This is a genomic window from Streptomyces apricus (assembly GCF_008369065.1).
Lineage (GTDB): Bacteria > Actinomycetota > Actinomycetes > Streptomycetales > Streptomycetaceae > Streptomyces > Streptomyces apricus.
In genome coordinates this window covers 198,144-220,989 of sequence record NZ_VDFC01000015.1, presented here as the reverse complement: position 1 = coordinate 220,989, position 22,846 = coordinate 198,144, and the positions used below count along the sequence as shown (strand labels likewise).

20 protein-coding genes and 1 pseudogene are annotated in these 22,846 nt (G+C 73.6%); 8 read left to right on the top strand and 13 right to left on the bottom strand.

All coding sequences use genetic code 11. From position 1 onward, the window contains the following. Positions 1–36: 36 nt before the first annotated feature. Positions 37–624 (bottom strand): protein phosphatase 2C domain-containing protein, encoded by a 588-nt coding sequence (locus tag FGF04_RS41995; protein ID WP_149510174.1) that lies wholly within the window; start codon positions 622–624, stop codon positions 37–39. A gap of 414 nt (positions 625–1,038) precedes the next feature. On the opposite strand from FGF04_RS41995, the gene FGF04_RS06000 reads away from it, so the two are divergent. After that, positions 1,039–2,058, top strand: a complete 1,020-nt coding sequence (locus FGF04_RS06000; RefSeq protein WP_149510173.1) for a helix-turn-helix transcriptional regulator — start codon at positions 1,039–1,041, stop codon at positions 2,056–2,058. Between the two features lie 36 nt (positions 2,059–2,094). Then, entirely contained in the window at positions 2,095–2,433 is a 339-nt protein-coding gene (locus tag FGF04_RS05995; RefSeq protein ID WP_149510172.1) for a DUF456 family protein, read from the top strand. A 36-nt stretch (positions 2,434–2,469) separates the two neighbouring features. Here the strand turns inward: FGF04_RS05995 and FGF04_RS05990 are convergent, their stop codons facing one another. Continuing rightward, on the bottom strand, positions 2,470–3,738 hold the full coding sequence (locus FGF04_RS05990; protein ID WP_149510171.1) for an SGNH/GDSL hydrolase family protein: 1,269 nt from the start codon (positions 3,736–3,738) through the stop codon (positions 2,470–2,472). Positions 3,739–3,858: 120 nt separating this feature from the next. Between FGF04_RS05990 and FGF04_RS05985 the strand changes: the two genes are divergently transcribed. Continuing rightward, positions 3,859–4,227, top strand: coding sequence for a PPOX class F420-dependent oxidoreductase (locus FGF04_RS05985; protein WP_149510170.1), 369 nt, complete (start codon positions 3,859–3,861; stop codon positions 4,225–4,227). A 66-nt stretch (positions 4,228–4,293) separates the two neighbouring features. Here the strand turns inward: FGF04_RS05985 and rsgA are convergent, their stop codons facing one another. From rsgA to FGF04_RS05945, 8 genes are all read right to left on the bottom strand, one after another. Beyond that, the gene (gene rsgA, locus FGF04_RS05980) at positions 4,294–5,454 is read right to left on the bottom strand and encodes a ribosome small subunit-dependent GTPase A (protein WP_149510169.1); all 1,161 of its coding nucleotides are present in this window, start codon (positions 5,452–5,454) and stop codon (positions 4,294–4,296) included. Between the two features lie 236 nt (positions 5,455–5,690). Continuing rightward, complete coding sequence (locus tag FGF04_RS05975) at positions 5,691–6,704, bottom strand: ferritin family protein (RefSeq protein WP_149510168.1); 1,014 nt, start codon at positions 6,702–6,704, stop codon at positions 5,691–5,693. A gap of 3 nt (positions 6,705–6,707) precedes the next feature. Further along, positions 6,708–7,073, bottom strand: coding sequence for an MmoB/DmpM family protein (locus tag FGF04_RS05970; RefSeq protein WP_149510167.1), 366 nt, complete (start codon positions 7,071–7,073; stop codon positions 6,708–6,710). Between the two features lie 10 nt (positions 7,074–7,083). Next, the gene (locus tag FGF04_RS05965; protein ID WP_149510166.1) at positions 7,084–7,455 is read right to left on the bottom strand and encodes a Rieske 2Fe-2S domain-containing protein; all 372 of its coding nucleotides are present in this window, start codon (positions 7,453–7,455) and stop codon (positions 7,084–7,086) included. After that, on the bottom strand, positions 7,452–7,700 hold the full coding sequence (locus FGF04_RS05960; RefSeq protein ID WP_149510165.1) for a toluene-4-monooxygenase system B family protein: 249 nt from the start codon (positions 7,698–7,700) through the stop codon (positions 7,452–7,454). Before FGF04_RS05960 ends, FGF04_RS05965 begins: the two co-directional genes overlap by 4 nt. Positions 7,701–7,737: 37 nt before the next feature. After that, on the bottom strand, positions 7,738–9,255 hold the full coding sequence (locus tag FGF04_RS05955) for a ferritin family protein (protein ID WP_149510164.1): 1,518 nt from the start codon (positions 9,253–9,255) through the stop codon (positions 7,738–7,740). A 166-nt stretch (positions 9,256–9,421) separates the two neighbouring features. Then, positions 9,422–10,954, bottom strand: coding sequence for a cellulose-binding domain-containing protein (locus FGF04_RS05950; protein WP_149510163.1), 1,533 nt, complete (start codon positions 10,952–10,954; stop codon positions 9,422–9,424). A 219-nt stretch (positions 10,955–11,173) separates the two neighbouring features. Next, entirely contained in the window at positions 11,174–12,526 is a 1,353-nt protein-coding gene (locus FGF04_RS05945) for a radical SAM protein (RefSeq protein ID WP_149510162.1), read from the bottom strand. A 213-nt stretch (positions 12,527–12,739) separates the two neighbouring features. Between FGF04_RS05945 and FGF04_RS05940 the strand changes: the two genes are divergently transcribed. Together FGF04_RS05940 and FGF04_RS05935 are read left to right on the top strand one after the other, a co-directional pair. Beyond that, positions 12,740–13,984 (top strand): FAD-binding protein, encoded by a 1,245-nt coding sequence (locus FGF04_RS05940; RefSeq protein WP_149510161.1) that lies wholly within the window; start codon positions 12,740–12,742, stop codon positions 13,982–13,984. A 251-nt stretch (positions 13,985–14,235) separates the two neighbouring features. Further along, on the top strand, positions 14,236–17,205 hold the full coding sequence (locus FGF04_RS05935) for a glycoside hydrolase family 2 TIM barrel-domain containing protein (protein ID WP_149510160.1): 2,970 nt from the start codon (positions 14,236–14,238) through the stop codon (positions 17,203–17,205). Between the two features lie 274 nt (positions 17,206–17,479). Here FGF04_RS05935 and FGF04_RS05930 read toward each other — a convergent pair whose 3' ends face one another. After that, complete coding sequence (locus tag FGF04_RS05930; protein WP_149510159.1) at positions 17,480–18,058, bottom strand: TetR family transcriptional regulator; 579 nt, start codon at positions 18,056–18,058, stop codon at positions 17,480–17,482. Positions 18,059–18,177: 119 nt separating this feature from the next. On the opposite strand from FGF04_RS05930, the gene FGF04_RS05925 reads away from it, so the two are divergent. Next, positions 18,178–19,407 (top strand): MFS transporter, encoded by a 1,230-nt coding sequence (locus FGF04_RS05925; RefSeq protein WP_149510158.1) that lies wholly within the window; start codon positions 18,178–18,180, stop codon positions 19,405–19,407. Positions 19,408–19,863: 456 nt separating this feature from the next. Then, complete coding sequence (locus FGF04_RS05920) at positions 19,864–21,129, top strand: MFS transporter (protein ID WP_235882200.1); 1,266 nt, start codon at positions 19,864–19,866, stop codon at positions 21,127–21,129. A gap of 55 nt (positions 21,130–21,184) precedes the next feature. Here FGF04_RS05920 and FGF04_RS05915 read toward each other — a convergent pair whose 3' ends face one another. Next, on the bottom strand, positions 21,185–21,760 hold the full coding sequence (locus FGF04_RS05915; RefSeq protein WP_149510156.1) for a hypothetical protein: 576 nt from the start codon (positions 21,758–21,760) through the stop codon (positions 21,185–21,187). A gap of 151 nt (positions 21,761–21,911) precedes the next feature. On the opposite strand from FGF04_RS05915, the gene FGF04_RS05910 reads away from it, so the two are divergent. Then, a complete protein-coding gene (locus FGF04_RS05910; protein ID WP_149510155.1) occupies positions 21,912–22,340 on the top strand; it encodes a VOC family protein in 429 nt (142 codons plus the stop codon). A 135-nt stretch (positions 22,341–22,475) separates the two neighbouring features. On the opposite strand, the pseudogene FGF04_RS41990 reads toward FGF04_RS05910, so the two are convergent. Continuing rightward, positions 22,476–22,682, bottom strand: a pseudogene (locus tag FGF04_RS41990) (ATP-binding protein); the annotation flags it as partial. Between the last annotated feature and the right edge of the window lie 164 nt (positions 22,683–22,846).

Sequence of the window (22,846 nt, the reverse complement as noted above, 5' to 3'; positions counted from 1 at the left end):
ATTCCCTCAGGTCCCATCTGTTCACAGCGGACGCGGTTACGCCTCCCAAACGGCGGCGGCCGTGCGGTCGTCGGCGTATCCCTTGACCCGGACCGTGGTGTCGGCGAGGAACGCGGCGAGGCCGGGCGGACCGTCCGGTGAGCCCGACAGCGCCGGTGACCAGCGGGCGGTGAGGTGTTCGACCAGGCGGGGCTCGCCGCGCAGGGGCTCGGCGAGTCCGTTGCTGCACAGGAGGAGCGTGTCGCCCGGACGGGCGACGGAGGCCCGGAAGCGTGGGGGTTGCTCGCGCAGTTCCCCGCGCCCCTGACGGGGCACCGCCGGCTGATCGGGGACCGCCGTCTCGGGCGTCCCGCCGGGCTGTTCGTCGCGTGCGGGTCGTGGGGGTTGCCCGCGCAGTTCCCCGCGCCCCTGACGGGGCTCAGGGGGAGCCTCCTGTTCCCCGCGGCCCTGACGGGGCACCCCTGGGTTCTCCTGAGGGGTGTCCAGGGTGTTCGTCGCTGAGGTGAAGCGGTCGTCCAGGGAGTCGGGGTCCGGTGTGGGGCCCGTGTCTCCCGTGGAGTCGTCGTACAGCTGTCCCCACCAGTCGTCCTGATGACCGGTCGGCCTCTCCCCCTGCTGGCTCATGTCCCTGATTGTCACCGTTGCGGGCCGCCGGAAACGGGGCATCGGAAAAAACCGGCCGGGCGGGACCGCCGGGCGATCCCACCCCCCACGGGAGAACCGCCCGGCGGCGCCGGTGTGACGGGGCTCCGGCCCGCGCACGGGCCCGCGTCACGGTCGGGCCGGCCGGACGCGCGGCGTCCCGGCCGGTCCCGGGGCGGGTTCCKCCTACCGCTCCGTTCATCCGCCGAAGTGGACGAACGGGAGGGATTGGCCGGTCCGCGCCGGTCCTCGACGGGCCGCGCCGGGCCCGGTGGCGTCGTCCGCCCCGGCGCCACCTTGGCAGAGACCAGGACCCAGCAGCGATGATGTGCCGAGGCGGTTTTACGCCGTGGCCGTTTTCCGCCACGGACGGTCTTCCGGGGAGGGGGTCGCCGCATGCCGGCAGCGACAGGTCTGACGGCGCTGGGGCTGGACGACACGCACGAGTCGGCGTATCGCGCGCTGGTGTCCGTGGGCGCGGTCGACGTGCCCGATCTCGCGCGGCGGCTCGCGCGCGGCGAGCACGACACCGAGCGCGCCCTGCGCGGGCTGGAACGGCACGGGCTCGCGGCCCAGTCGTCGGCCCGGCCCGGCCGGTGGGTAGCCGCCCCGCCCGGGGTCGCGCTCGGCGCGCTGCTCACCCAGCGGCGCCACGAGCTGGAGCAGGCGGAGCTGACGGCCGCGCTGCTCGCCGAGGAGTACCGCGCGCAGGCCGCCGAGCCCGCCGCGCACGACCTGGTCGAGGTGGTGACCGGCGCCGCCGCGGTGGCCCAGCGGTTCCTGCAGCTCCAGCTCGGGGCGAGCGAGGAGGTGTGCGCCCTGGTCACGGGCGATCCCGTCGCCGTGTCCGGGGCGGACAACGACGCGGAGGAGCAGGCCGTGGGCCGGGGCGTCCGCTACCGCGTGGTGGTCGAACGCCCGGTCCTGCACCTGCCGGACGGTGTCGCCGAGCTCTCCGCGGCGCTCGGCCGTGACGAGCGGGTACGGGTCGTGGACACCGTGCCGACCAAGCTGGTCATCGCCGACCGGGTCCTCGCCATGGTGCCGCTGACGGCCTCGCAGACGCCGGAGCCCGCCGCCCTCGTCGTGCACGCGAGCGGTCTGCTCGAATCCCTGTCGGGCCTGTTCGAGTCGGTGTGGCGGGACGCCCTGCCGCTGCGCCTGGGCACGCCGGACGATCCGGGCGCGGTCGTCGAGGAGGAGCGGGACGGGCCCGACGGCACCGACCTGGAGATCCTCTCCCTGCTCCTCGCCGGGCTCACCGACGCCAGCGTCGCCAAACAGCTCGACCTGGGCCTGCGGACCGTGCAGCGCCGGGTGAAGCGGCTGATGGAGCTGACGGGCGTGACGACCCGGCTCCAGCTCGGCTGGCACACGTACGAGAAGGGCTGGGTGGCCCGGGGCCCGCAGGCCTGACCTGCGGCCGCGCCCGTCCTCGGGCACCCTGGTCGGATGGGAGCGTGGGAACTCCTGCTGGTCGGGGTGGTGCTGCTGCTCGGCCTGGCCGGAGTGCTGGTACCCGGCGCGCCGGGGTCGTGGCTCGTGTGGGCCGCGGTCCTGTGGTGGGCGTTCGAGGAGCCCCGCGCGCTCTCCTGGGGGGTGCTGGCGGCGGCCACCGCCACCCTGCTGGTCGCGCAGGCCGTCCGGTGGCGGCTGCGGCTCGGCGGGCACCGGGAGGCAGCGGTCCCGGTGTGCCCGGTGCCGCGCCTGGGCGGCCCGGGCGTGCTGGTGGAGCTGATCGCCTGCCTGCTGGTCGCGGGGGCCTGGCTGGGCGCGGTGATCTGGGGCTGACCGGCCGCAGGACACCCGCTGTCGGCCGTGGGGGCGTCACCTGCCGAGGTCCAGGTCGTCGAGGTCGATGCTGTCGGCCAGCGCCCGCATGCCCGCGTCGTTGAAGTGCAGGTGGTCGCCGGGATCGTAGGCGGGCCGCATGCGCTCGGGCCGCAGCGGGTCGCGGACGACGGCGTCGAAGTCGGCGACCGCGTCGAACAGGCCCCCGGTGCGGATGAGCCGGTTGACCGAGCGGCGTACGCGCTCCCGGGCCTCCGTGTGGCTGCCGTGCCCGCCGAACGGGGTGAGGGTGGCGCCGACCACCCGGATCCCGCGGGCGTGGGCGCGCCGCACGAGCTCGCGGTACGCGGCGCCGAGGGCGGCGGGGTCGGTCTGTTCCGGGGTGCCCTTGATGTCGTTGATCCCCTCCAGCACGATCAGCGTGCGCACCCCGGTCCGGGAAAGCACGTCGGCGTCGAACCGGGCCAGGGCGCTGGGCCCGCGGCCCTCGCGCAGCAGCCGGTTGCCGGCGACGCCCGCGTTCAGGACACCCGCCCGGCGCGCGGCGGGCAGGGCGCGCAGCCGCTCGGCGAGCCGGTCGGGCCAGCGGCGGTCGGTGTTCGGCGTCGAACCGGAGCCGTCGGTGAGGGAGTCGCCGAGCGCGACGACGGCGCCCGCCCCCCTCTCGGCCTGCGGACGGCGTACGTCGACACCGGTGACGTAGTACCAGGAGCCGGTCGTGGCCCTGTACGCCCCGCCGCCCGGGTCCGCCGTGCGGTTGCCGTTCATGGCGACGAAGCCGGTCCGCAGCGCGTCGCGGTGGTAGGTCGCGGGGCCGGAGTCGCCGGGGGTGTGGAGGCTGACGAGGAGGTTCGCGGCGGCGGGCACGCGCAGGGTGACGGCGTCGCTGACGACGTCCTCGCCGGCCGGCACGGTGACCTTCTCGCGGCCGCCGAAGGTGAGCGTGCGCATCGTGCCGCGCAGGGCGTTCGCGCTCCTGGGCGCGTTCGGCTCCTGCCGGGCCACGGTGGCGGCGCCGAGCACCAGCGGCAGGGTGCCGAGCCGGTTGGAGACGCGTACGCGCACGGCCGTGCCGCCCGCGCTCGTGTGCACGACGTTGCGGACCGAGGCGCCGGGGAGCGGGGCGGCGGTGCCGGAGGCGGCGGCCTCCCAGGTGCCGGTCCAGTACGCGGGGGCGGCCCGCGGGTCCGGGCGCTCGGGGCCCGCGTGGGTCGCGGCCGTGCCGGTGAGGGTGAGGGCGAGGGCCCCGGCCACGACGGCCAGGGCCCGTCCGGCGTCTCTTCGTCCGGCCTCGACCACGACCATGTGCTGCTGCCTTCCGCCGACGGATCCCGGGGGGACGGGTGGATACGGGTGGGTGCGGGTCCTGGGACCCTGGGACAGGATCCGGTGCGCGGGGCGCGGACGACGTGTTTGGCTGCGGTTATGACCGCATTCAGTGAATCCGAACAGGCGTACCTGAGATCCCAGCGGCTGGGGCGCCTCGCCACCGTCGACCCGCACGGGCAGCCGCAGGCGAACCCCGTCGGTTTCCATCCGCAGGACGACGGGACCATCCTCATCGGCGGTTATGCGATGGGGACCACCAAGAAGTGGCGCAACCTCCAGAAGAATCCGAAGGTCGCCCTGGTGGTCGACGACGTCGTCAGCGTCCGTCCCTGGAAGGTGCGCGGGGTGGACATCCGTGGGGACGCCGAACTGCTGACCGGGCCCCACGACCTGGGCCCGCACTTCAGCGAGGAGCTGATCCGCATCCGTCCGCGGCGGATCCACAGCTGGGGTCTGGAGGAGTGAGCGGGGCCGGGCCCGGAACGGGAGTGCGGGAGCGGGACTGATCCCGCTCCCGCACTCCCCGGGGACTCAGCGCCAGGCCCGGGTACCGCGCTTGGCCTCCATCGCGGCCCGCCCCTCGGCGCCCCGGCGCTTCCACTCCTTGCGCAGTTCGGAGCGGACGCGCGCGTCGGTCTTGGCGACGATCCGCTGGTTCTCGCGCAGGAGCTTGCGGTAGCTCTCCAGCCGCCGCTCCGGAAGCTCGCCCGAGTCCAGCGCGGCCAGCACCGCGCAGCCCGGTTCGGCCACGTGCGCGCAGTCCAGGAACCGGCAGTCACGGGCCAGTTCCTCGATCTCGGCGAACACCTGCCCGACCCCGCTGCCGGCGTCGAAGAGCCCGACGCCGCGCAGGCCGGGGGTGTCGATCAGGACGCCGCCGCCGGGCAGGACGAGCAGGTTGCGGGTCGTCGTCGTGTGCCGGCCCTTGCCGTCGACGTCGCGGGCCGCCTGCACGGTCAGCACGTCCTCGCCGAGCAGCGCGTTCGCGAGCGTCGACTTGCCCGCGCCCGACTGCCCGAGCAGCACGGACGTACCGCCGGACACGAGGGCGCCGAGCACGTCGAGGCCGTCGCCGTCGGTGGCGCTGACCGGCAGCACCTGGACGCCCGGCGCCGCGGTCTCCACGTCCTGCACGAGGTAGCCGAGGCCCGTCGCGTCCGGTACCAGGTCGGCCTTGGTCAGCACGACCAGCGGCTGCGCCCCGGACTCCCAGGCCAGGGCCAGGAACCGCTCGATGCGGCCGAGGTCGAGCTCCACGGCCAGGGACACCGCGATGATCGCGAAGTCCACGTTGGCGGCGAGGATCTGGCCCTCCGACCTCTTGGAGGAGGTGGACCGCACGAAGGCGGTGCGGCGCGGCAGGTACTCCCGTACGTAGCGGGGGTCCCCGCCGGCGTCGACTACGGCCCAGTCACCGGTGCAGATGACCCGCAGTGGGTCGTTCGGGGTGACGAACTCGGTGTCGACCCGCACGAGTCCGCCGGCGGTGACCACGTCGCACTGCCCGCGGTCGACCCGCACGACCCGCCCCGGTACGAGGCCGCGGTCGAGGTGCGGGGCGAACGCGGCGGCCCACGCCTCGTCCCAGCCGTAGGGCGCGAGCGGATGGGCCGCGGAACCGGCGGCGGAGGCCGGAGAAGCGGAAGGAGAAGCGGAAGGAGACGAAGAGGGAGACGAAGAAGAGAAAGACAAGGGGTGACCCTTCGAAGGGTGGCCCCGGCACCGCGCCCACTGGCGCGGAAGGTGAGAGGTCAGCCGGAGACCACGGAGGTGGATTCGATGAACTTCCGGATGCGGGCAGCGCCCATCTCAAAGACAGCCATCGTTCACACCTCCTGTTCTCGTCCGGCCGACGGCGGGGGCCGACGGGCCACCGCGTGGAGCAGCACTCACCCTAGGGGCGCACGCGTGCGCGTGCCACCGAATATTCAGCGGCCGTGGGCAGCCGCGAGGAACGCGTCGTGGGTGTCGTGCACGCGCGTGGTGACCTCGGTGGGGGTGAGGGGGCGGGGTGCCGTGGTGAACAGGTCCGCGAGGGCCTCGACCGCCCGGTCGGCGCGGGGCCGCCAGGTCGCCACCCAGCCGTCGAGCACGCCGGTCAGGGCCGGTTCCCGTTCGACCGCGTAGCCGGTCAGGGCGCGGGTCCACTCCCGGCTGCGGCGGGCGTCCCTGCCGAACTCGGTGCACAGCTCGGTGAGGAAGCCGTCCCCGTTGGCCTCGGCCAGGTGGCCGAACACCTCGTCGACGAGGACGTCAAGCGCGGGTTTGACCGCGAGGTTGAGCGCGGTGAACGCCTCGCCCCAGTCGTAGGCGATCAGGAGGTTCTCCAGGGCCCGGCGCAGCGGCTGCCAGGCGGGGCCGTCCTCCCAGGCGCCGCGGGCGGTGGCGGTCCGGGCCAGGTCCTCGCCGTGGGCGTCGGCCAGCACCCTGGTCCAGTAGGCGATCCGCTGGATGCGGCGCAGCTCGTCGGCGGCCTGGAAGTGGGCGCAGTTGGTGATGTAGGAGGAGGGGGCCATCTGCCCGACGTACAGGGCGGTCATCTGCAGGACGTGCAGCGGGAAGCGCAGGGGGACGAACAGCGTCCGCAGCGTGTCCACCCAGCCGGGGTCGAGCGCGGCCGCGGACCCGCTCTCCTCGTGCCGGTCGACGAGGGCGTCCAGGTAGACCTCGCGGTCGTGCTGGAGCGCCACGTAGTCGCGGTAGGTCAGTGCGGCGGGGTCGCGGAAGTCCTCCCAGTCGGCCACCTGGAAGGGCGATCCCTCGCGGTGCGCGAGGTACCACTTGTTCAGCGTCCACTCGGGGTCCATCTCGAACGGGACCGGATCGCGCCGGAAGTGGTAGTGGAACCCGCCGGTGACCACCTCGTAGGGGGTCGGCCTGCGCCGTACGTCGCCGAACCTGCTCCAGGTCCTGCGGCCGCGCCCGCCCGATGCGTTCGTCACGGCTCAGTCCCGCCTCTCCAGGTACCAGACCCACTGCTCCTCGGTCTGCCGCAGGCGTCCGGCGAACGACGCCAGCGCGGGCTCCAGCGCGCTCAGCCGGAACTCCCGGCCCAGCTCCTCCTCCAGGCTGCCGCGCGTCAGCACGCAGCGCCGCGGGACGGCGATCCGCACGTAGCCGCCCTGGTCGTCGACGACGACCTGCGCGTCCGGGTTGTCCCTCTCGATCGCCGCGGCCACCGCATCGGCGAGCTCTCCGTCGGTGCCGCGCATCACGGGTCCCACCGCCCTTCCGGTGCCTGCGCCCGTGCCCACCCCTGCGCCCGTGTCCGCCCTTGTGCTTGCTCCTGTGCCTGTGCCGGGTGCGGTCATCGTCTCGTCCTCACAGTCCTCGGCAGCGGTTGTGGTGGGTCCCGCCGTCCTGCGGGATCCCGATCCGCACCGTGCCGTCGTCGATGGCCCGGACCGGGTACCGGTAGAGCCGGCAGCCGGCCGGATTGACGCCCGTGCCGGAGTCCAGGTCGAACCGCCAGCCGTGTCCGGAGCAGGTCAGCGTGGCCTCCTCCTCGTCCCACACGCCGTCGGCCAGCGGGAACTCCTGGTGCGGGCACATCCCCTGGTACGCGGCGAAGGACCCGTCGAGGCGGTGCACGACCAGCACCCGCTCCCCGGCGACCTCCGCGTCGACGAGATCGCCCTCCCACAGCCCCGCCGCCTCCGGCACGTCGAACCACCGCACCGGGGCGTCGCTCACGGCACGTACCCCACTTCCACCACGTCCAGCGGCCGCATGCCCGCGCTCACCGCGGTGGCGTCGCCGGGCAGGGTCCTGCCGTCGTGCCGGACCCGCAGCGGCCGGTCCTGCGCGGCCACCCGGTGGCCGACCACGTGGTGGGCCACCTTGTCCGCGACCACGGTCATCGGGTCCGTGTCGTCCACCGGCACCAGCAGCACCACCAGGTCCCCGTCGAACACGGCCTGCAGGGGGAACAGCGCCATCGTCGGGCCTTCCTTCCGTCCGGTTCGTCGGTCGCGGTCAGTCGCGGGGACCCGTGCGCCCGTGCGGCGCGGCGTGCGCCCAGGCGTAGCCGGTGGCGTCCTGGCCCGTCTCCTCGGGCGACAGCCCCATGTAGGCCAGCGCGCCCTCCATCGTCGGGGGCTGGACCTGCCCGCCGAGGAACCGGTCGATGAGGGTGGTGTGCCCCTGGAACCGCCGGGGGGCCTGTTCGAAGACCCACCGGCAGGGCGCGGAGCAGAAGACGTAGCGGCGGCCGTTCCGGTCCAGGACGTACGGCCGCGGGCTTGCGAGCCTGCCCGCCAGGTATCCGGCGGGGGCCACCACCGGGATGTGGCACAGGTGGCAGATCATGGGGAACGTCTCGGGCAGCGTGGCCTCCGGGCGGCCCGCCCGGAGGTTGGCGGCGACGACGTCCCAGTACCCGCCGAAGGTGTCGTTCCAGCCGGGGTACTTCCGCTCCAGCCACTCCCGTTCCTCGGGGGCCACGCCCGCGTCGGGGTTCCACCACACGGTCGGGCGCCAGTACCAGATGCCGAGCTGCAGGGCGTGGTGGTACCAGTCGAGCTCGGGCAGGAAGTGCTCGTCCCAGTACCAGGGCTTCTCCAGGCCGAAGTCGCGGAACTGGTCGAGGAACTGCTTGCAGATCCACTCCCGCATGAACTCCGCGAAGGAGCGGCCGCGGTGCTCCAGCGGTGTGTAGTAGTCCATCGACAGCCCGGTCAGCAGCGCGAAGAGCCGCCACGAGCGCCAGAACATGTGGTCCACCAGCCGCTGCGCGACGTCCGCGCGGCCGTGCTCCACCAGGAGCCCGATGGTCGGTTCGCCCTGCTGGGAGTGGCGGGCCTCGTCGGTCTGGATCGAGGAGATCAGCGCCCCGAAGTCCACGTCCCCGACCTTCATCGCGTCCGCGGCCATGCCGAGGAACTGCAGGTTGGTGAACCCGGTCTCGAAGGTGAAGGTCAGCTGGACGGCCATGGACACCGCGTCGTTCGCGGTGAACATGTCGTCGAACAGGCTGCGGGCGGCGATCACGCCCCACTCGTTCGTGTGCAGGGCCTTGTGCGCCCAGTCCGCGCGCGGCTCCTGGGGCAGGAGCCCGTACGGGAAGTAGGTCTGGATCTGGCCGTGGCGCAGCTCGTCGAGGGCGCCGAAGGTCGCCATGTTCCGCCACGCCGCCGCGCGTCCGAACCGGCCCATCCGGGACTCCCCGAGGGAGGCCAGGTACTCGGGGACCGCGATCACGCCGTAGTGCGCGAGGATCGCCGACTTCCACCCCGGGTCCAGCCGCTCGTACATCCGCGACCGTCCGACGACCGCGTTGACGGCGTAGACGCTCGCGTCCTTGCCGTACTGGTTGTGCACGTACTCCGGGTACGTGACCTTGTACGGCTCGTCCCACGCCCACCAGGCCTCGGCCGGCAGCCCGAAGCCGTCGGAGAGCTCGGCGGGCCAGGCCTCCTCCTCCTTGACGTAGGAGAGGGTCCAGTTCATGTCGCGGGTCAGGTCGTACCACTCGGAACGGGCAAGACGCGGCACTTGTCGTCTCCCTCCGCTGGTGGGCGAAGCGCCGGTGCTGCGGGTGACGTGGAGCCGGCCGTGTCCGGTCCGGCCGTCGCCCGGCGACGTGCTTCATGGCTATCACCGCGACGGTGCCCGCGCCATATGCGGACCGGCCCCCGCTCCCGGCGGGCCGGCCGGGGGCTCAACCCGAGTGCGTACAGGTGCGCCCGTTGAGCGTGAAGTCCACCGGGGTCGAGTTGGCGTCGTGCCACGAGGCCAGGAAGCCCACCGCGAGCGAACCGCCCGCGGCGACGGACTTGTTGTAGTCGGCGGCGCTCGCGGTCAGGCGCGAGCCCTTCTGCTCGAAGCTCCCGTCCCACATCTGGGTCACCTTCTGGCCGTCGCGGAAGGTCCAGCCGACGCGCCAGGTGTCGAGGGCGTAGTCGGAGCTGACGGTGACGGTGGCCTGGAACCCGTCGGGCCACTCGCTGACCAGGTCGTACCTGGCGTGACAGACGGCGGGCTCGCTCGGGTCGGGCCGGGCGGCCGCGTCCTGTCCGGCGTCGGAGGAGGCGTCGCCCTGGGGCTCCTTCTGCGAGCTCTGCGCGCCGCGGCCCGCGTCCGCGCTCGACTTCGGGGTGCGCGGGGCCGAGGTGGACGAGGCCGATCCGCCCGCCGATCCGGAACCGGATCCGGACGGCAGGGCGTCGAACGACGGCACCTCGTCGCCCACGGGCTGCCGTCCCGCCGTCTCGGCGGTGGCCTCGGAGCCGTCGGAGCCGTCGTCGGAGCCGAAGGGCACCAGCGTGACGGCGAGCGCCAGCAGCGAGACGCCGGCCGCCGCGGCCAGCAGTCCGGCGCGTCCGATCCGGACCCTGCCGCCGCTCCCCTGCGCAGGGCCGGCCGTCCCGTACGGGTCGTCGTCGGCGCTGCGGCTGAGCCCCGACTCGACGGCGCGGCGCCGCCGCTCCAAGTAGGCGAGCCCGCCCCAGCCGATCACCCCGCCCGCGAGCGCTCCGGGCAGTCCGCCCCCGGCGTGCCGGAGGRAGGCGGCGGCCTCCGCGCACTGGACGCAGCGCGCCAGGTGCCGCGACAGGTCCTCGGGCACGTCGGCGGCGGGCGAGCGGGTGACCGCGTCGAGCAGCCGCGCGTAGCTGCGGCACTCCTCGGCGAGCGGGGTGTCGAGGTGGTTGCGGTGGCAGCGGTCGCGGAACACCCCGCGCACCTGCTGCAGTTCGTCGGTGACGCCCGCCGGGTCGAGGCCGAGCCGCCGGGCCACGGCGGCCGCCGGCATGGCCTCCACCTCGGCCAGCCAGAGCAGCGCGGCGTCCGGTTCCTGCATGTCCCGCAGCCCGCGCAGGGCCAGCGGCCGGTGCAGGGGCGGACCGGAGAAGCGCTCGGCGGCGTCGGAGTGGAGCCACAGGCGCAGGTCGGGGTCGAGGCGGCCGCCCTGTCCCTTCGCCTCCCAGTCGGCGGCCGTGCGGCGCACGGCGGTCAGCAGGAGCGGTATGCGGGGCAGCCGGGGCGTGCGCGACCGGCGGCCGAAGTGCCTGCCCCCGGTTCCGGCCTCCGCGGCACGTGCTTCGCGGATGCCGCGGGAGAAGGCCTCGGAGGCCAGCGGGCGGGCGTCGGCGGAGCCGGCGGTGCAGAGGTCGGCGTAGGAGAGGACCGCGTCCCAGCACTCCGAGAACAGTGTGGCCTCGGCCGCGTCCTGAGGGGTCGGCAGGTCTGGCATGGGTGGGGGGTTCACCTGCATCCACAAGGGGGGTCAACTCACCTTTTGAATACGGGAGTTGCGGGGGATGTCTCACGACGGGGCGAGCTTTTCACGAGCCCTGCACAACTGACAAGCGGCACCGTCAAATCCGGTTGCCGCCTGCCGCTCGCCCCACCGGGCCCACCAGCCCCACCCGTCCCGGACTCACCGGGCCCGGCCTCACCGAGCTCGGGCCTCTCAGCCCACGGAGACCTTCCCCTTACCCTCTTCCTCCGTGCCCGACCCCTCCTGCGCCGGGAGGCTGTCCATGAACGAGCTCACCGAGAAGACGGCGTTGCCCGGTCCGGGCGGGCCGTAGCCGGGGGGCGAGGAGAGCCCGAAGTCCTCCATCGTCTGCCGGTACGCCTGGAGCAGCCGGATGTGGTACTCCAGCGGCGCGCCGTCCGGATTGGTCTTGCCCAGCGGGGTCGTCGGCTCCGGGCACCAGGTGGTGAAGCGGGGCGTGATGCCGTGCGACATGAAGAACCGCAGCCCCTCCGTGGTGGACGCGATGGCCTCGTCGACCGTCTTGAAGCCGAAGGGCTCGGCCATCTCGACGCCTGCGACGAAGTTGGGGATCACGTTGCGCGCGCCGAAGACCTCGGCGGAGTCGAGGATGCGCCTGTGCCACTCGTCGCGGCCGACGTAGCGCTCCTTGCCGGGGCAGTACATCTTGAACAGGTACTCGTCCCACACCTCGTAGTTGGGGTGGTAGATCTGCACGCCGTAGTCCTTGAAGCGCTGCACGTCGTCGCGGGGCAGCGCCTGGGCGACGACCTTGCCGATCCACCGGCCGGGGAAGTGCTCCTCGATGGCCTTGGCGTACATCCCGTAGAAGTCGGCCTCGTCGCGGCCCTGCAGCTTGGAGGTGATCGCGCCGCCGGTCAGCGTGTAGGCGGTGGACGCCTTCGCCGTGTCGTAGCGGTCGATGATCTCCAGCGCCTCCAGGACCTCGTCGACGTCCTTCACCCCGGTGTAGGGGCGGCCGGCCGCCTTGTGCTGGCGCCAGTTGTGGTTGATGTCGCAGTACTGGCACTCCTCCTTGGCGCCGAAGTACTGGCAGACCCGGAAGACCGTGAGGTAGATGAGGTAGCCCCACTGGATCGTCGGGGCCACCTCCATGACGGACTTCCCGTTGGAGAGCTTGTGCCGGTAGTACTCCGGCATCGGCGGCACCCCGACGTCCGAGATCCGCTTCCCGTCGAGGTACAGCCCGAGCAGGCCGTCCGGGCCCGCGGCGACCCGGTAGGGCGAGGACGGATTGACGCGTACGGAGACCACGGTGCGCCGCAGGTCGTACGGGCCGCCGGTGAGGATGATCTCCTCGGGCGGCCGGCGCAGGGCGGCCTCGCCCAGCTCGGGCAGGGTGCCGTGGTCGAAGGAGAAGATGAAGTACGACTTCGGCTTGACGTCGCCGCCCTCGTTGTCGCTGAGCGCGGAGTCGTCGAAGGCCACGCCTCCGCGCAGGAGGTCCTCCTTGAAGACCGCCTCCCGCGGTACCTGCGGGAACCTTTCCATCAGGTCCTCGACCAGCGCGGTTCGGCTGCCCATCCCGTCCTCCTCGCTCCCGGCGACTGCTCGTGCGGTGCTTGTGCGGTGCTCGTGCGGTGCTCGTGTTCGACTCCTCACGGTATGCCCCGCCTCCGACAGGGGTGGGGGCGGGGCCCCTGATCAGGGGCGAGGTAGGTTCCCCCTGATCAGGGGCGAGGTAGGTTCCGGAGGGGCCGTCCGTCCTGGGCACGGCACCGTCGGGAGGGATGAGGGATGGGCGAGGGTCTGAGGAACTGGGCGGGGAACGTCACCTACTCCGTGGCGGAGCTGGAGCGGCCCGGCTCGCTCGGCGCGCTCCGGGAGCTGGTGGCGCGCAGCCGGCGGGTGCGGGTGCTCGGCAGCGGGCACTCCTTCAACCTGATAGCCGACCCGGGCGACGGGGGCGTGCTGCTCTCGCTGACCGCGCTGCCGCCGTCGGTCGAGGTCGACACCGCGGCCCGTACGGTCCGGGTGGCGGGCGGGGTGCGGTACGCGGAGCTGGCGCGGGCGGTGCACGAGCGGGGGTTCGCCCTGCCGAACATGGCCTCGCTCCCGCACATCTCGGTCGCCGGGTCGGTGGCGACCGGCACCCACGGCTCGGGCAACGCGAACGGCTCGCTGGCGTCCCCGGTACGGGAGGTCGAGCTGGTCCTCGCCGACGGGTCCGCGCTGACCGTCGGCCGCGGCGACCCCCGCTTCGACGGGGCCGTGACCTCGCTGGGCGCGCTCGGCGTGGTCACCGCGCTCACCCTCGACCTGGAGCCGGCCTTCGAGGTCGCCCAGCACGTGTTCGGGCGGCTGCCGCTGGCCGGGCTGGACTTCGAGGCGGTGTCGGCGTCGGCGTACAGCGTCAGCATGTTCACCGACTGGCGGCAGCCGGGGTTCGTGCACACCTGGGTCAAGCGGCGCACCGACGCGGCGTGGGACGGGTTCCCGTGGGCGGAGCCGGCCGCGGTGGCGGTGCACCCGGTGCCGGGGATGCCGGCCGTGAACTGCACGCAGCAGTTCGGGGTGCCCGGGCCCTGGCACGAGCGGCTGCCGCACTTCCGTCCCGAGTTCACGCCGAGCAGCGGCTCCGAGATCCAGTCGGAGTACCTGCTCCCCCGGTCGTACGCCGCCGACGCGCTGGCGGCCCTGGACGCCGTGCGCGACACGATCGCGCCGGTGCTGCAGATCTGCGAGGTGCGGACGGTGGCCGCCGACCGGCAGTGGCTGAGCCCCGCGTACGGGCGGGACACGGTGGCGCTCCACTTCACCTGGGTGGACGACGCGCAGGCGGTGCTGCCCGTGGTGCGGCGGATCGAGGAGGCGCTGGCGCCCTTCGGTGCGCGGCCGCACTGGGGGAAGGTGTTCGCGGTCCCGGCGGGGGCGCTGCGCTCGCTGTATCCGCGGCTGGGTGAGTTCGCGGCGCTGGCCGGGGAGCTGGATCCCGAGGGGACGTTCCGGAACGCGTTCGTGGACGAGGTGCTGGGCGGGTAGCGGTGTCCCTGCGGAGGTGATGTCGGGTGCGGGTCCGTGGGGGCTGGTCGCGCAGTTCCCCGCGCCCCTAAAAGACTGCGCCGTTGCCCGCAGCCCTGAAGACTGCGGCGTTCCGGGGTCCTTCGGTGGTTTCACCTGGCGTCTGTTCCGGCAGTACTTTCTGGGGTTCCTCGAAGGACTCCGCCGTGTCCGTCCTGTCTCCGGTACAGGGAGTCGCGCGGGCCGGCGTCAAGGGCTGAGCTAGGAGAACGATGTCTTTCCGCACCACCGGTTCCGTCGGTGTCGGCTACGTCGAGGACGTCTCGCCCGGGAGCGGCGCGCTGCCGCCCCGTGCGTGGTACGCGTCCTCGGACGCCGCCTCCCTCTCCCTGAACGGCAGCTGGCGGTTCCGGCTGTCCCCGACGGCCGACGCCGAGGACGACGCGTTCGCCGGGCCTGGGTACGACTGCGCGGACTGGGCGGAGGTGACGGTGCCCGGACACTGGGTCCTCCAGCAGGACGGACGCTTCGGCACCCCGGTCTACACCAACCACCGCTACCCGTTCCCGGTCGATCCGCCGCGGGTCCCGACGGAGAACCCGACCGGCGACCACCTGCGGTTCTTCGACCTGCCGGACGACTGGCCCACGCTCCTGGCGAAGGGCGCGGACGCGGACGCCGGCGGGAGCGACAGCGCGGTCCTGCGCTTCGACGGCGTCGAGTCGTGCGCCCGGGTGTGGCTGAACGGGACGGAGCTCGGCGACTTCAAGGGCTCCCGGCTGCCGCACGAGTTCGCGGTCGGGCACCTGCTGCGGCCCGCCGGGAACGTCCTGGCCGTGCGGGTCCACCAGTGGTCGGCGGGCTCGTACCTGGAGGACCAGGACCAGTGGTGGCTGCCCGGCATCTTCCGGGACGTCACGCTGCTGCACCGGCCGGCGGGCGGCGTCCGCGACTTCTTCGTGCACGCCTCCTACGACCACCGCGCGGGCACCGGGACCCTGCGCGTCGACTCCGAGGTGGAGGGCCGCGTCCTCGTACCGGCCCTGGACATCGACGTGGAGACCGGGCAGGTCATCACCGTGCCGGTGCGGCCCTGGACAGCCGAGACGCCGTACCTGTACGACGCCGTGCTTGCCACGCCCGGCGAGCGGGTCCCGCTGCGCATCGGCTTCCGCACGGTCGTGCTGGAGGACGGCCTGATCAAGGTCAACGGCAGGCCGGTGCTCTTCAAGGGGGTCAACCGACACGAGTGGCACTCGGAGCACGGCCGCGCGCTGGATGCGGGGACCATGCGCGAGGACGTGCTGCTGATGAAGCGGCACAACGTGAACGCGGTGCGCACCTCGCACTACCCGCCGCACCCGGCCTTCCTCGACCTGTGCGACGAGTACGGGCTCTGGGTGATCGACGAGTGCGACCTGGAGACCCACGGCTTCACCGAACAGGACTGGCGCGACAACCCGGTGGACGACGACCGCTGGACCCCGGCGCTCCTGGACCGGGCGGCCCGCATGGTCGAGCGCGACAAGAACCACCCCTCGGTCGTCATCTGGTCGCTGGGCAACGAGGCGGGCACCGGGCGCGGCCTGACCGCGATGGCCGGGTGGATCCGCGGCCGGGACGGATCGCGGCTCATCCACTACGAGGGTGACTGGAACTGCCGTGACACGGACGTGTATTCGCGGATGTACGCGGACCACGCGGAGGTCGACCGGATCGGCCGGGGCCTGGACGGCGGTCCCGCCAAGCGCCGCGAACTCCCCTTCATCCAGTGCGAGTACGCGCACGCCATGGGCAACGGGCCGGGCGGACTCGCCGACTACCAGCGGATCTTCGAGGCGCACGACCGCATCCAGGGCGGGTTCGTCTGGGAGTGGATCGACCACGGCATCAGGGACGAGCGGTACGGCTTCGCGTACGGCGGCGACTTCGGCGAGGAGCTGCACGACGGGAACTTCGTCTGCGACGGGCTGCTCTTCCCGGACCGCACCCCCTCCCCCGGCCTCCTGGAGTACAAGAAGGTCGTCGAGCCGGTCCGCATGGAGGGCGACGGCGTCGACGGCGTGGTCCGGATCACCAACGGGTACGACTTCGCGGACCTGTCGGGGCTGGCCCTCCGGTGGTCGTACGACGTCGACGGCGAGGCGGTGGGGACGGGCACCCTGACCGTGCCCGCGCTCGCCCCGGGCGAGTCCGCCGACGTGAAGCTGCCGGAGCCCCCGGTGGAGGCGGGGTCGGCCGCGCGGGGGACGGAGGACAGGTGGACGGTCCGGGCGGTGCTCGCCGGGGACACGGCCTGGGCCCCGCGGGGCCATGTGGTGGCGTGGATACAACTGCCGATCTCACCGAGGCAGTTGTTCGGCGTCACGGCGCGCAGCCGTCCCGTCGCCGACGGGCGGGGAGGCATCGCGCTCGGTCCGGCCGTCTTCGACGCCCGGACGGGAGAGCCGGTGAGCATCGGCGGGATCGACGTCACCGGCCTGAGGCTGGACGTGTGGCGGGCCCCCACCGACAACGACGAGGGCGCGCCCTGGCAGCCGGACACCCGCCTCGGCCCGCTCTGGCGCCGCCTCGGCCTGCACCGGATGCGGCACCGGGTCGACGCGGTGGAGCCGGGCGAGGACGCGCTGACGGTACGCACCCGGGTGGCGCCGGCCGCCACCGACCTGGCGCTGCGCACGGTCCACCGCTGGACCTCCGACGGGCCGAGGCTGAAGCTGAGCGTGTCCGTGACGCCGGAGGGCGACTGGCAGCGGGTGCCGCTGCCACGGCTCGGCATCCGCTTCGGTCTGGCCGCCGGCGACCGGGCACGGGTGCGGTGGTACGGCGGCGGCCCCGGCGAGGCGTACCCCGACACCGGCTCCGCAGCGATGCTGGGGCGCTGGGAGTCCACGGTGGACGACCTGCAGACGCCGTACGTCCGGCCGCAGGAGAACGGCGCCCGCGCCGACGTCCGCCGGGCCGAGATCAGCCGGGGGCCGGGCCTGCCGGTCCTGCACGTCGAGAGCGGGCGGCCGTTCTGGTTCACGGCCCGCCGCTGGACGACCGAGCAGCTGGACGCGGCCGGGCACCTGACGGACCTGACGCCCGGCGACACGGTGTGGGTCAACCTCGACCACGCCCAGCAGGGCATCGGCTCCCAGTCCTGCGGCCCGGGCCCGCTGCCGCAGTACCACCTACCGGTACGCCAGACGGAGTTCTCGTTCGTGTTCTGGGTCCCGGAGCAGGGGGACGGCTCCTAGAAGCCGCCCGGCCGGACACGGTCCCCGTCCGACCTGAGAGGACGGCGGCCGTCCCTGCCCGGGCGGCCGACGCGGGGCTGCCCGCCGTGGGTCTGCCCCGCCAGGAGGCCATCCCGCCGGGGCTGCTCCGCCAGACGGCTGCCCCGCCGGGGACAGCTGTGGGAGCGCGGGGTCGCGAGCGCAGACATCATGCCCGCCCCGCGCCCGACCGCTGGGACCCCGGCGGCCCCGGCGCCACCGGCACCGCGCGCGAGCCCGGCCACGGGCGAGTGCGTCAGCGGGCGATGAGTCTGCGTGCCGCTTCCTTCATCGAGTCGCGCAGCCGCTTGGCGTCCGCGTCCTCGCCGCCGACGAGGATGCGGGCCATCTGCGGCACGAAGGACGCCCAGTTGGCCATCGCGACCAGCAGGAACAGCAGGTCGGGGGCCGGGATCGCGCTGCCGACGACGCCTCGCTCCTGGCCGTCGCGCAGGGCGGCGACCTTGCGGGAGTAGTGCTCCTGGCGCTGCTGCTCGTGGGGCAGCTCGGAGGTGCCGTACTCAAGCCCCTCCCAGAAGAGCAGGCGCAGCAGCTCGGGGTGCGCGGCGTGGTAGTCCATCAGCCGGTCCAGCCAGCCCTCTATGTCGTCGGGGTCGACGGGGACGGCCGCGGCGAGGTCGACCATCGACCGCTCCAGGACGTGCGCGAAGAGCTCCGCCTTGTTGCCGAAGTAGGCGTAGATCAGCTGCTTGTTGGCCTTGGCCGACGCCGCGATCCGGTCCACACGGGCGCCCGCGATGCCGTGGTCGGCGAACTCGGCGGTCGCCGCCTCGAAGATCCGGGCCTTGGTGGCCTCGGGGTCCTTTGCTGCCATGGGTACAGCGTAGCCCCACCGCCCACAACCAACTAGTTGGTTGACAGATTTCCGCAGGTGGTCGCATACTCGCTACGCCAACCAACTGGTTAGTTGATACACAAGGAGTCACCTCAGTGATGCCGCCAGCCACCCCCGTACGGGAGGCTCGGGCCGTGAGCCGGGAGACGGCCGGCCCTGTCTCGCGCCTCTTCCTGCCCCTGATCGCCCTGTGCACCGCCGTCACCGTCGCCAACGTCTACCTCGCGGCGTCACTGCTCCCCCTCATCGCCGAGGACTTCGGCTCCACGGCCTCGGGCGTCGCGTGGATCGCCTCCGTCGCCCAGCTCGGCTACGCGCTCGGCCTCCTCTTCTTCGCACCGCTCGGCGACAGCTTCAGCCGGCGCCGGATGGTGGGCGTGCTGTCGCTGGTCACCGGCGCCGCGCTGTTCGTGGGCGCCGTGTCCGGCGGGACGCACGTCCTCGCCGCGGCGGTGCTCGTCGCCTCGGCCGTCACCGTCGTCCCGCAGCTGCTCGTGCCGCTCGTGGCCGAGCGCGCCCCCGCCCACCACCGGGCCCGGCACGTCGCCGCCGTGGTCGCGGGCCTGTTCCTGGGCATCGTCGCGGCCCGGGTCCTGGGCGGCGTGCTCGGCCAGGCCTTCGGCTGGCGGGCGGTGTTCGCGGGCGCGGCGGTGCTGACGGCCCTGACGGGTGTCGTCACCTCGTTCGTGCTGCCCGTCGAGCGGCGCCGCCGCGAGGGCCCGCTGTTCGCGGGGCTCGCCGCGATGCCCGGTCTGGTGCGCCGCTCCCCCGGCCTGTGGCGCGCCTGCGTCCGGCAGGCCGGCATGTACGGCGCGTGGAGCGCGATATGGACCTCGCTGGCCCTGCTGCTGACGAACTCCTCCTACGGCCTGTCCACCGCGACGGCCGGCCTCTTCGGCCTGTTCGGTCTGACGGCCAGCGCGGTGGCCCCGCTCGCGGGCGGGCTGGTGGACCGCTTCGGCGCGGCGAAGGTCGTCGCCGTCTCGTACCTGCTCGCGGCGGTGTCCGTGCTGCTGTTCTGGCTGGGCGGACACGCGATGGCGGCGCTGTGCGCGGCGGCCGTCCTGGTCCACGCTGCGCTGGTGGCCTCCCAGGTGGCCAACCAGACGCAGGTCCTGACCACCACCACGGCCCCGGCGACCGCGAACACCGCGTACGTCGTCTCGGCCTTCGCGGGCGGCGCCCTCGCCTCCGCGGCGGCCGGGCCCGCCTACGGCCACGGCGGCTGGGGCGCGGTGTGCGCCGTGGCGGGGGCATGGCTGCTCCTGTGCTGGACGGCGACAGCGGTACGCCGCCGCGCTTCGGCGGGGGCCGTGCCGCAGGTCTGACGGCGCCCGGTCGGCCGACACCACCGGCCGGCTGACCGCCACCGGGTTTGGTGCGGCGCGGACCGATCCGGTTTGCACCGGTCCGCGCCGCACCGACCCACACCGAGCCGGGCTCCGCCGGGCCGGACCTGGACGGGCTGCGGCGCCCGGTAAGCCGACGGCCACCGGTCCGGCTGCCCGCCGCCGGGACTGGTCCGCCGCGGACCAGTCCGGTTCACACCGGCCCGCACCGCACTGAGCCTGACTGGGCCGGACCTGGACGGGCCGGGCCCAGCCGGGCTGCGGCGTCCGGCCGGACCTCGCCTCGCCCGGCCGGGCATGGCCGGCGCCGACCGGTCGGCGGGGCGCTGCCCGCGCCGGGCGTCCGGATGTCGGTCGCGCCGGTTGGCGGGCGGAGCCGCCCGCACCATCTGCTCAGCTCAGCGCAGCGCACCGCACCGCGTAGAGTGCGGCGCCGTGTCTGACGTATCGGCCCGCCGCGGCCTCTGGAACGACCCGCAGTTCCTGCTGCTCGCCTCGGCGCGGACCGTCTCCGTCCTGGGCAACGGATTCGCCCGCGTGGCCCTCGGGTTCGCCGTGCTGGCGCTGCCCGGCGCGACCCCGGGCCGGCTGTCGCTGGTGCTGGCCTGCCAGGCGCTGCCCCAGCTGGTGTTCGTCCTGCTGGGCGGGGTGATCGCGGACCGGCTGCCCCGGGCCCGGCTGATGGTGGCCGCCGATTCGGCCGGCGCCGCCGCCTACGCCGGGCTGGCCGCCCTGGTGCTGTCCGGGCACGCGCCCCTGGCCGCGCTGTGCGCGCTGGCAGTGGTGGCGGGCACCGCGACCGCGCTGTTCTCACCGGCGATGGACGGCCTGGTGCCGCTCGTCGTCCCGGCGGACAGGCTCCAGCAGGCCAACGGGCTGCTGCGGGTCGTGACCAACACCTCGCTCCTGCTCGGCCTGTCCCTCTCCGGGGTCGTCGTGGCCTGGCTCGGGGCCGGCTGGGCACTGGCCGTCAACGCCGCATCCTTCGTCGTCAGCGCGGCCCTCACCGCCCGTCTGCGCGTCACCGCACGGCCCCGGACCAAGGCGTCGTCGGGATGGGAGGACCTGAAGGAGGGCTGGCGCGAGTTCGCCTCCCGGCAGTGGCTGTGGGTCGTCGTCGCGCACTCCGCGGTGGTGGTCGCCGGCCTCAACGCGACCGTCGGCGTCCTGGGCCCGCTGGCCGCGCAGGAGCACCTGGGCGGCGCGCGGGCCTGGTCGCTGATCGTGGCGGCGCAGGCGCTGGGTACCGTCGCCGGTGCGGCTCTCGCGGTACGGGTCCGGGTGGAGCGGCCCGTACGGACGGCGGTGCTGGCCACGTTCCCGGCGGCGCTGCCGATCGCCCTGCTCGCCGCGTCCGCCCCACCCTGGGCGACCGCCGCCGCGATGTGCTGCTCGGGCGTCACGACGGCGGTCGGCGCGGTGCTCTGGTCCACGGCACTGCAACGGGCCGTCCCCGAGGAGGCCCTGTCCCGCGTCAGCTCGTACGGCTGGTTCGGCGCCCTGGGCTTCGCCCCGCTGGGGCTGCTCGCGGCGGGGCCGGTGGCCGGGGCGCTGGGCGTCCGCGGGGCACTGGCGTGCTGCGCGGCCCTGGTGGCGCTGGCCGCGGCCGGGGCACTGCTGTCACCGCAGGTGCGCGAGGGCGCCCCGACGGCCGGACCGCCCGCCACCGAACCCTCGGCGGCGGAGCGGAAGACGGCCTGACCGGGCCGGTCCGGCAGGACGTGCGACCCGGCAGGACGTGCGGCCGGTGCCGAGGTCACAGCAGCTTGGCCTGCACGGCCAGGGTGTGCGCCTTGTTGCCGCCGGGTTCCAGGTTGGTGAGCGAGTTGTCGAGGAGTGCCGGCAGGAGGCTGTCACGCAGCTCCTGGAACTGCTGGAAGTCGCCCTTCATCGTCAGCACCTGGGGCTCCAGGTCCTTCGGAACGTGGTACGGGCGGGTGTAGTTGGACTTCCAGCTGCTCATACCGGCCTGTGCGGCGCCCGTGCTCTGCGCCACGATCAGGCCGGGGTGGCCCACACCGACCTCGATGGTGTGGAGCGTGTGCGGGGTGCCGTCCAGTTCCGCCCGGTCGAGGCTCAGTTCGACGGTCGTGCCGTTCTCCAGCTCGAAGGAGCACTTCGTCCGCTTCGACTTCAGGACGAGGACCGGACGCAGGCGCGCGGCCTTGAGGTCGGCGACCTTCACCTCCGCGTTCTCCAGGGCATTGCAGAGAATGCGTCCGAAGGCGTTGTCGGTCGAGTCGTCCAGGCAGAAGGCGGTGACCTCGGACGCCGTCAGGATCGCGGCTACTTGCCGGAGCGTCAGTCTGCTCGTGGCGTCTATGCGCGTCAATGCGGAATTACCCCGCGAAAACACTGCGCGGATTGTACCGACCCCCTCTCCTCACCCCGGCCCACCCGGCGCACCGCCGGGACACCGGATGGCGCTGGGGCGGTGCGGCATCGAGTGCCGGGGACCGCGTCGTTCTCGGTAGGGTGCGTCGATGTCGTCGATCAGGCAGTTCCAGGTCACCTTCGACTGCGCGGAACCCGAGCGCCTCGCCCGCTTCTGGTGCGAGGTGCTGGGGTACGTCGTGCCACCGCCCCCGGAGGGATTCGCCACCTGGGACGAGCACAAGCGCTCCCTGCCCGCCGAGCGGCAGGACGCGTGGTTCGCGTGTGTCGATCCCTCAGGGGTCGGTCCGCGTCTGTTCTTCCAGCGCGTCCCCGAAGGGAAGGCCGCGAAGAACCGGCTGCACCTCGACGTGCGGGTCGCCACCGGACTCGTGGGCGAGGAGCGCCTCGCCGCCCTGGAGGCCGAGTGCGCCCGGCTGGTCCCGCTCGGCGCGGTGCACGTGCGCACCCTGTACGACGGCGAGGACGCGTGCATCCCGATGCTGGACATCGAGGACAACGAGTTCTGTCTCGACTGAGCGCCTTCCGACGGGTACGTCGATCTCCGCCCACACCGTCTTGTACGCGTCCCCCGGGCAGGAGACCGTCCCCCAGCGGGCCGCCAGCGCGGTGACCAGCAGCAGGCCCCGGCCGCCCTCGTCGTCCTCGCCGGGCGACTCCTTCGGTACGGGCAGGCGGTCGGTCGCCCCGTCGGCGACCTCCACCCGCACGGTGTCCTCGCCGGTCCGCATCAGCAGCCGTACGCGGAAGTCGCGGCCCCTGACCCGGCCGTGCCGCACCGCGTTGGCCGCGAGCTCGGCGACGACCAGGGTCACCGTCTCGCTCGCCGCGCTGTCGTACGCGTACCCCCACGCGTCCATCCGGTTCGCGACCAGGCGCCTCGCCAGGCGGGCCCCGCGCGGGGTGCAGCTGAAGAGCTGGGTGAACGTACGTACGGTGACGGGGACTTGGACCCCGGTTTCTCCTCGCATGGGTCAAAGGTCCCGGGTGGCACGGCCGTCGACCAGGCCCGACACCCGTACGC

What these genes read in the sequence shown, in the direction of transcription:
- FGF04_RS41995 (WP_149510174.1), bottom strand. Translation starts at nt 624, where the DNA reads ATGAGCCAGCAGGGGGAGAGGCCGACCGGTCATCAGGACGACTGGTGG.
- FGF04_RS06000 (WP_149510173.1), top strand. Translation starts at nt 1,039, where the DNA reads ATGCCGGCAGCGACAGGTCTGACGGCGCTGGGGCTGGACGACACGCAC.
- FGF04_RS05995 (WP_149510172.1), top strand. Translation starts at nt 2,095, where the DNA reads ATGGGAGCGTGGGAACTCCTGCTGGTCGGGGTGGTGCTGCTGCTCGGC.
- FGF04_RS05990 (WP_149510171.1), bottom strand. Translation starts at nt 3,738, where the DNA reads ATGGTCGTGGTCGAGGCCGGACGAAGAGACGCCGGACGGGCCCTGGCC.
- FGF04_RS05985 (WP_149510170.1), top strand. Translation starts at nt 3,859, where the DNA reads ATGACCGCATTCAGTGAATCCGAACAGGCGTACCTGAGATCCCAGCGG.
- FGF04_RS05970 (WP_149510167.1), bottom strand. Translation starts at nt 7,073, where the DNA reads ATGACCGCACCCGGCACAGGCACAGGAGCAAGCACAAGGGCGGACACG.
- FGF04_RS05960 (WP_149510165.1), bottom strand. Translation starts at nt 7,700, where the DNA reads ATGGCGCTGTTCCCCCTGCAGGCCGTGTTCGACGGGGACCTGGTGGTG.
- FGF04_RS05945 (WP_149510162.1), bottom strand. Translation starts at nt 12,526, where the DNA reads ATGGGCAGCCGAACCGCGCTGGTCGAGGACCTGATGGAAAGGTTCCCG.
- FGF04_RS05940 (WP_149510161.1), top strand. Translation starts at nt 12,740, where the DNA reads ATGGGCGAGGGTCTGAGGAACTGGGCGGGGAACGTCACCTACTCCGTG.
- FGF04_RS05935 (WP_149510160.1), top strand. Translation starts at nt 14,236, where the DNA reads ATGTCTTTCCGCACCACCGGTTCCGTCGGTGTCGGCTACGTCGAGGAC.
- FGF04_RS05930 (WP_149510159.1), bottom strand. Translation starts at nt 18,058, where the DNA reads ATGGCAGCAAAGGACCCCGAGGCCACCAAGGCCCGGATCTTCGAGGCG.
- FGF04_RS05925 (WP_149510158.1), top strand. Translation starts at nt 18,178, where the DNA reads ATGCCGCCAGCCACCCCCGTACGGGAGGCTCGGGCCGTGAGCCGGGAG.
- FGF04_RS05910 (WP_149510155.1), top strand. Translation starts at nt 21,912, where the DNA reads ATGTCGTCGATCAGGCAGTTCCAGGTCACCTTCGACTGCGCGGAACCC.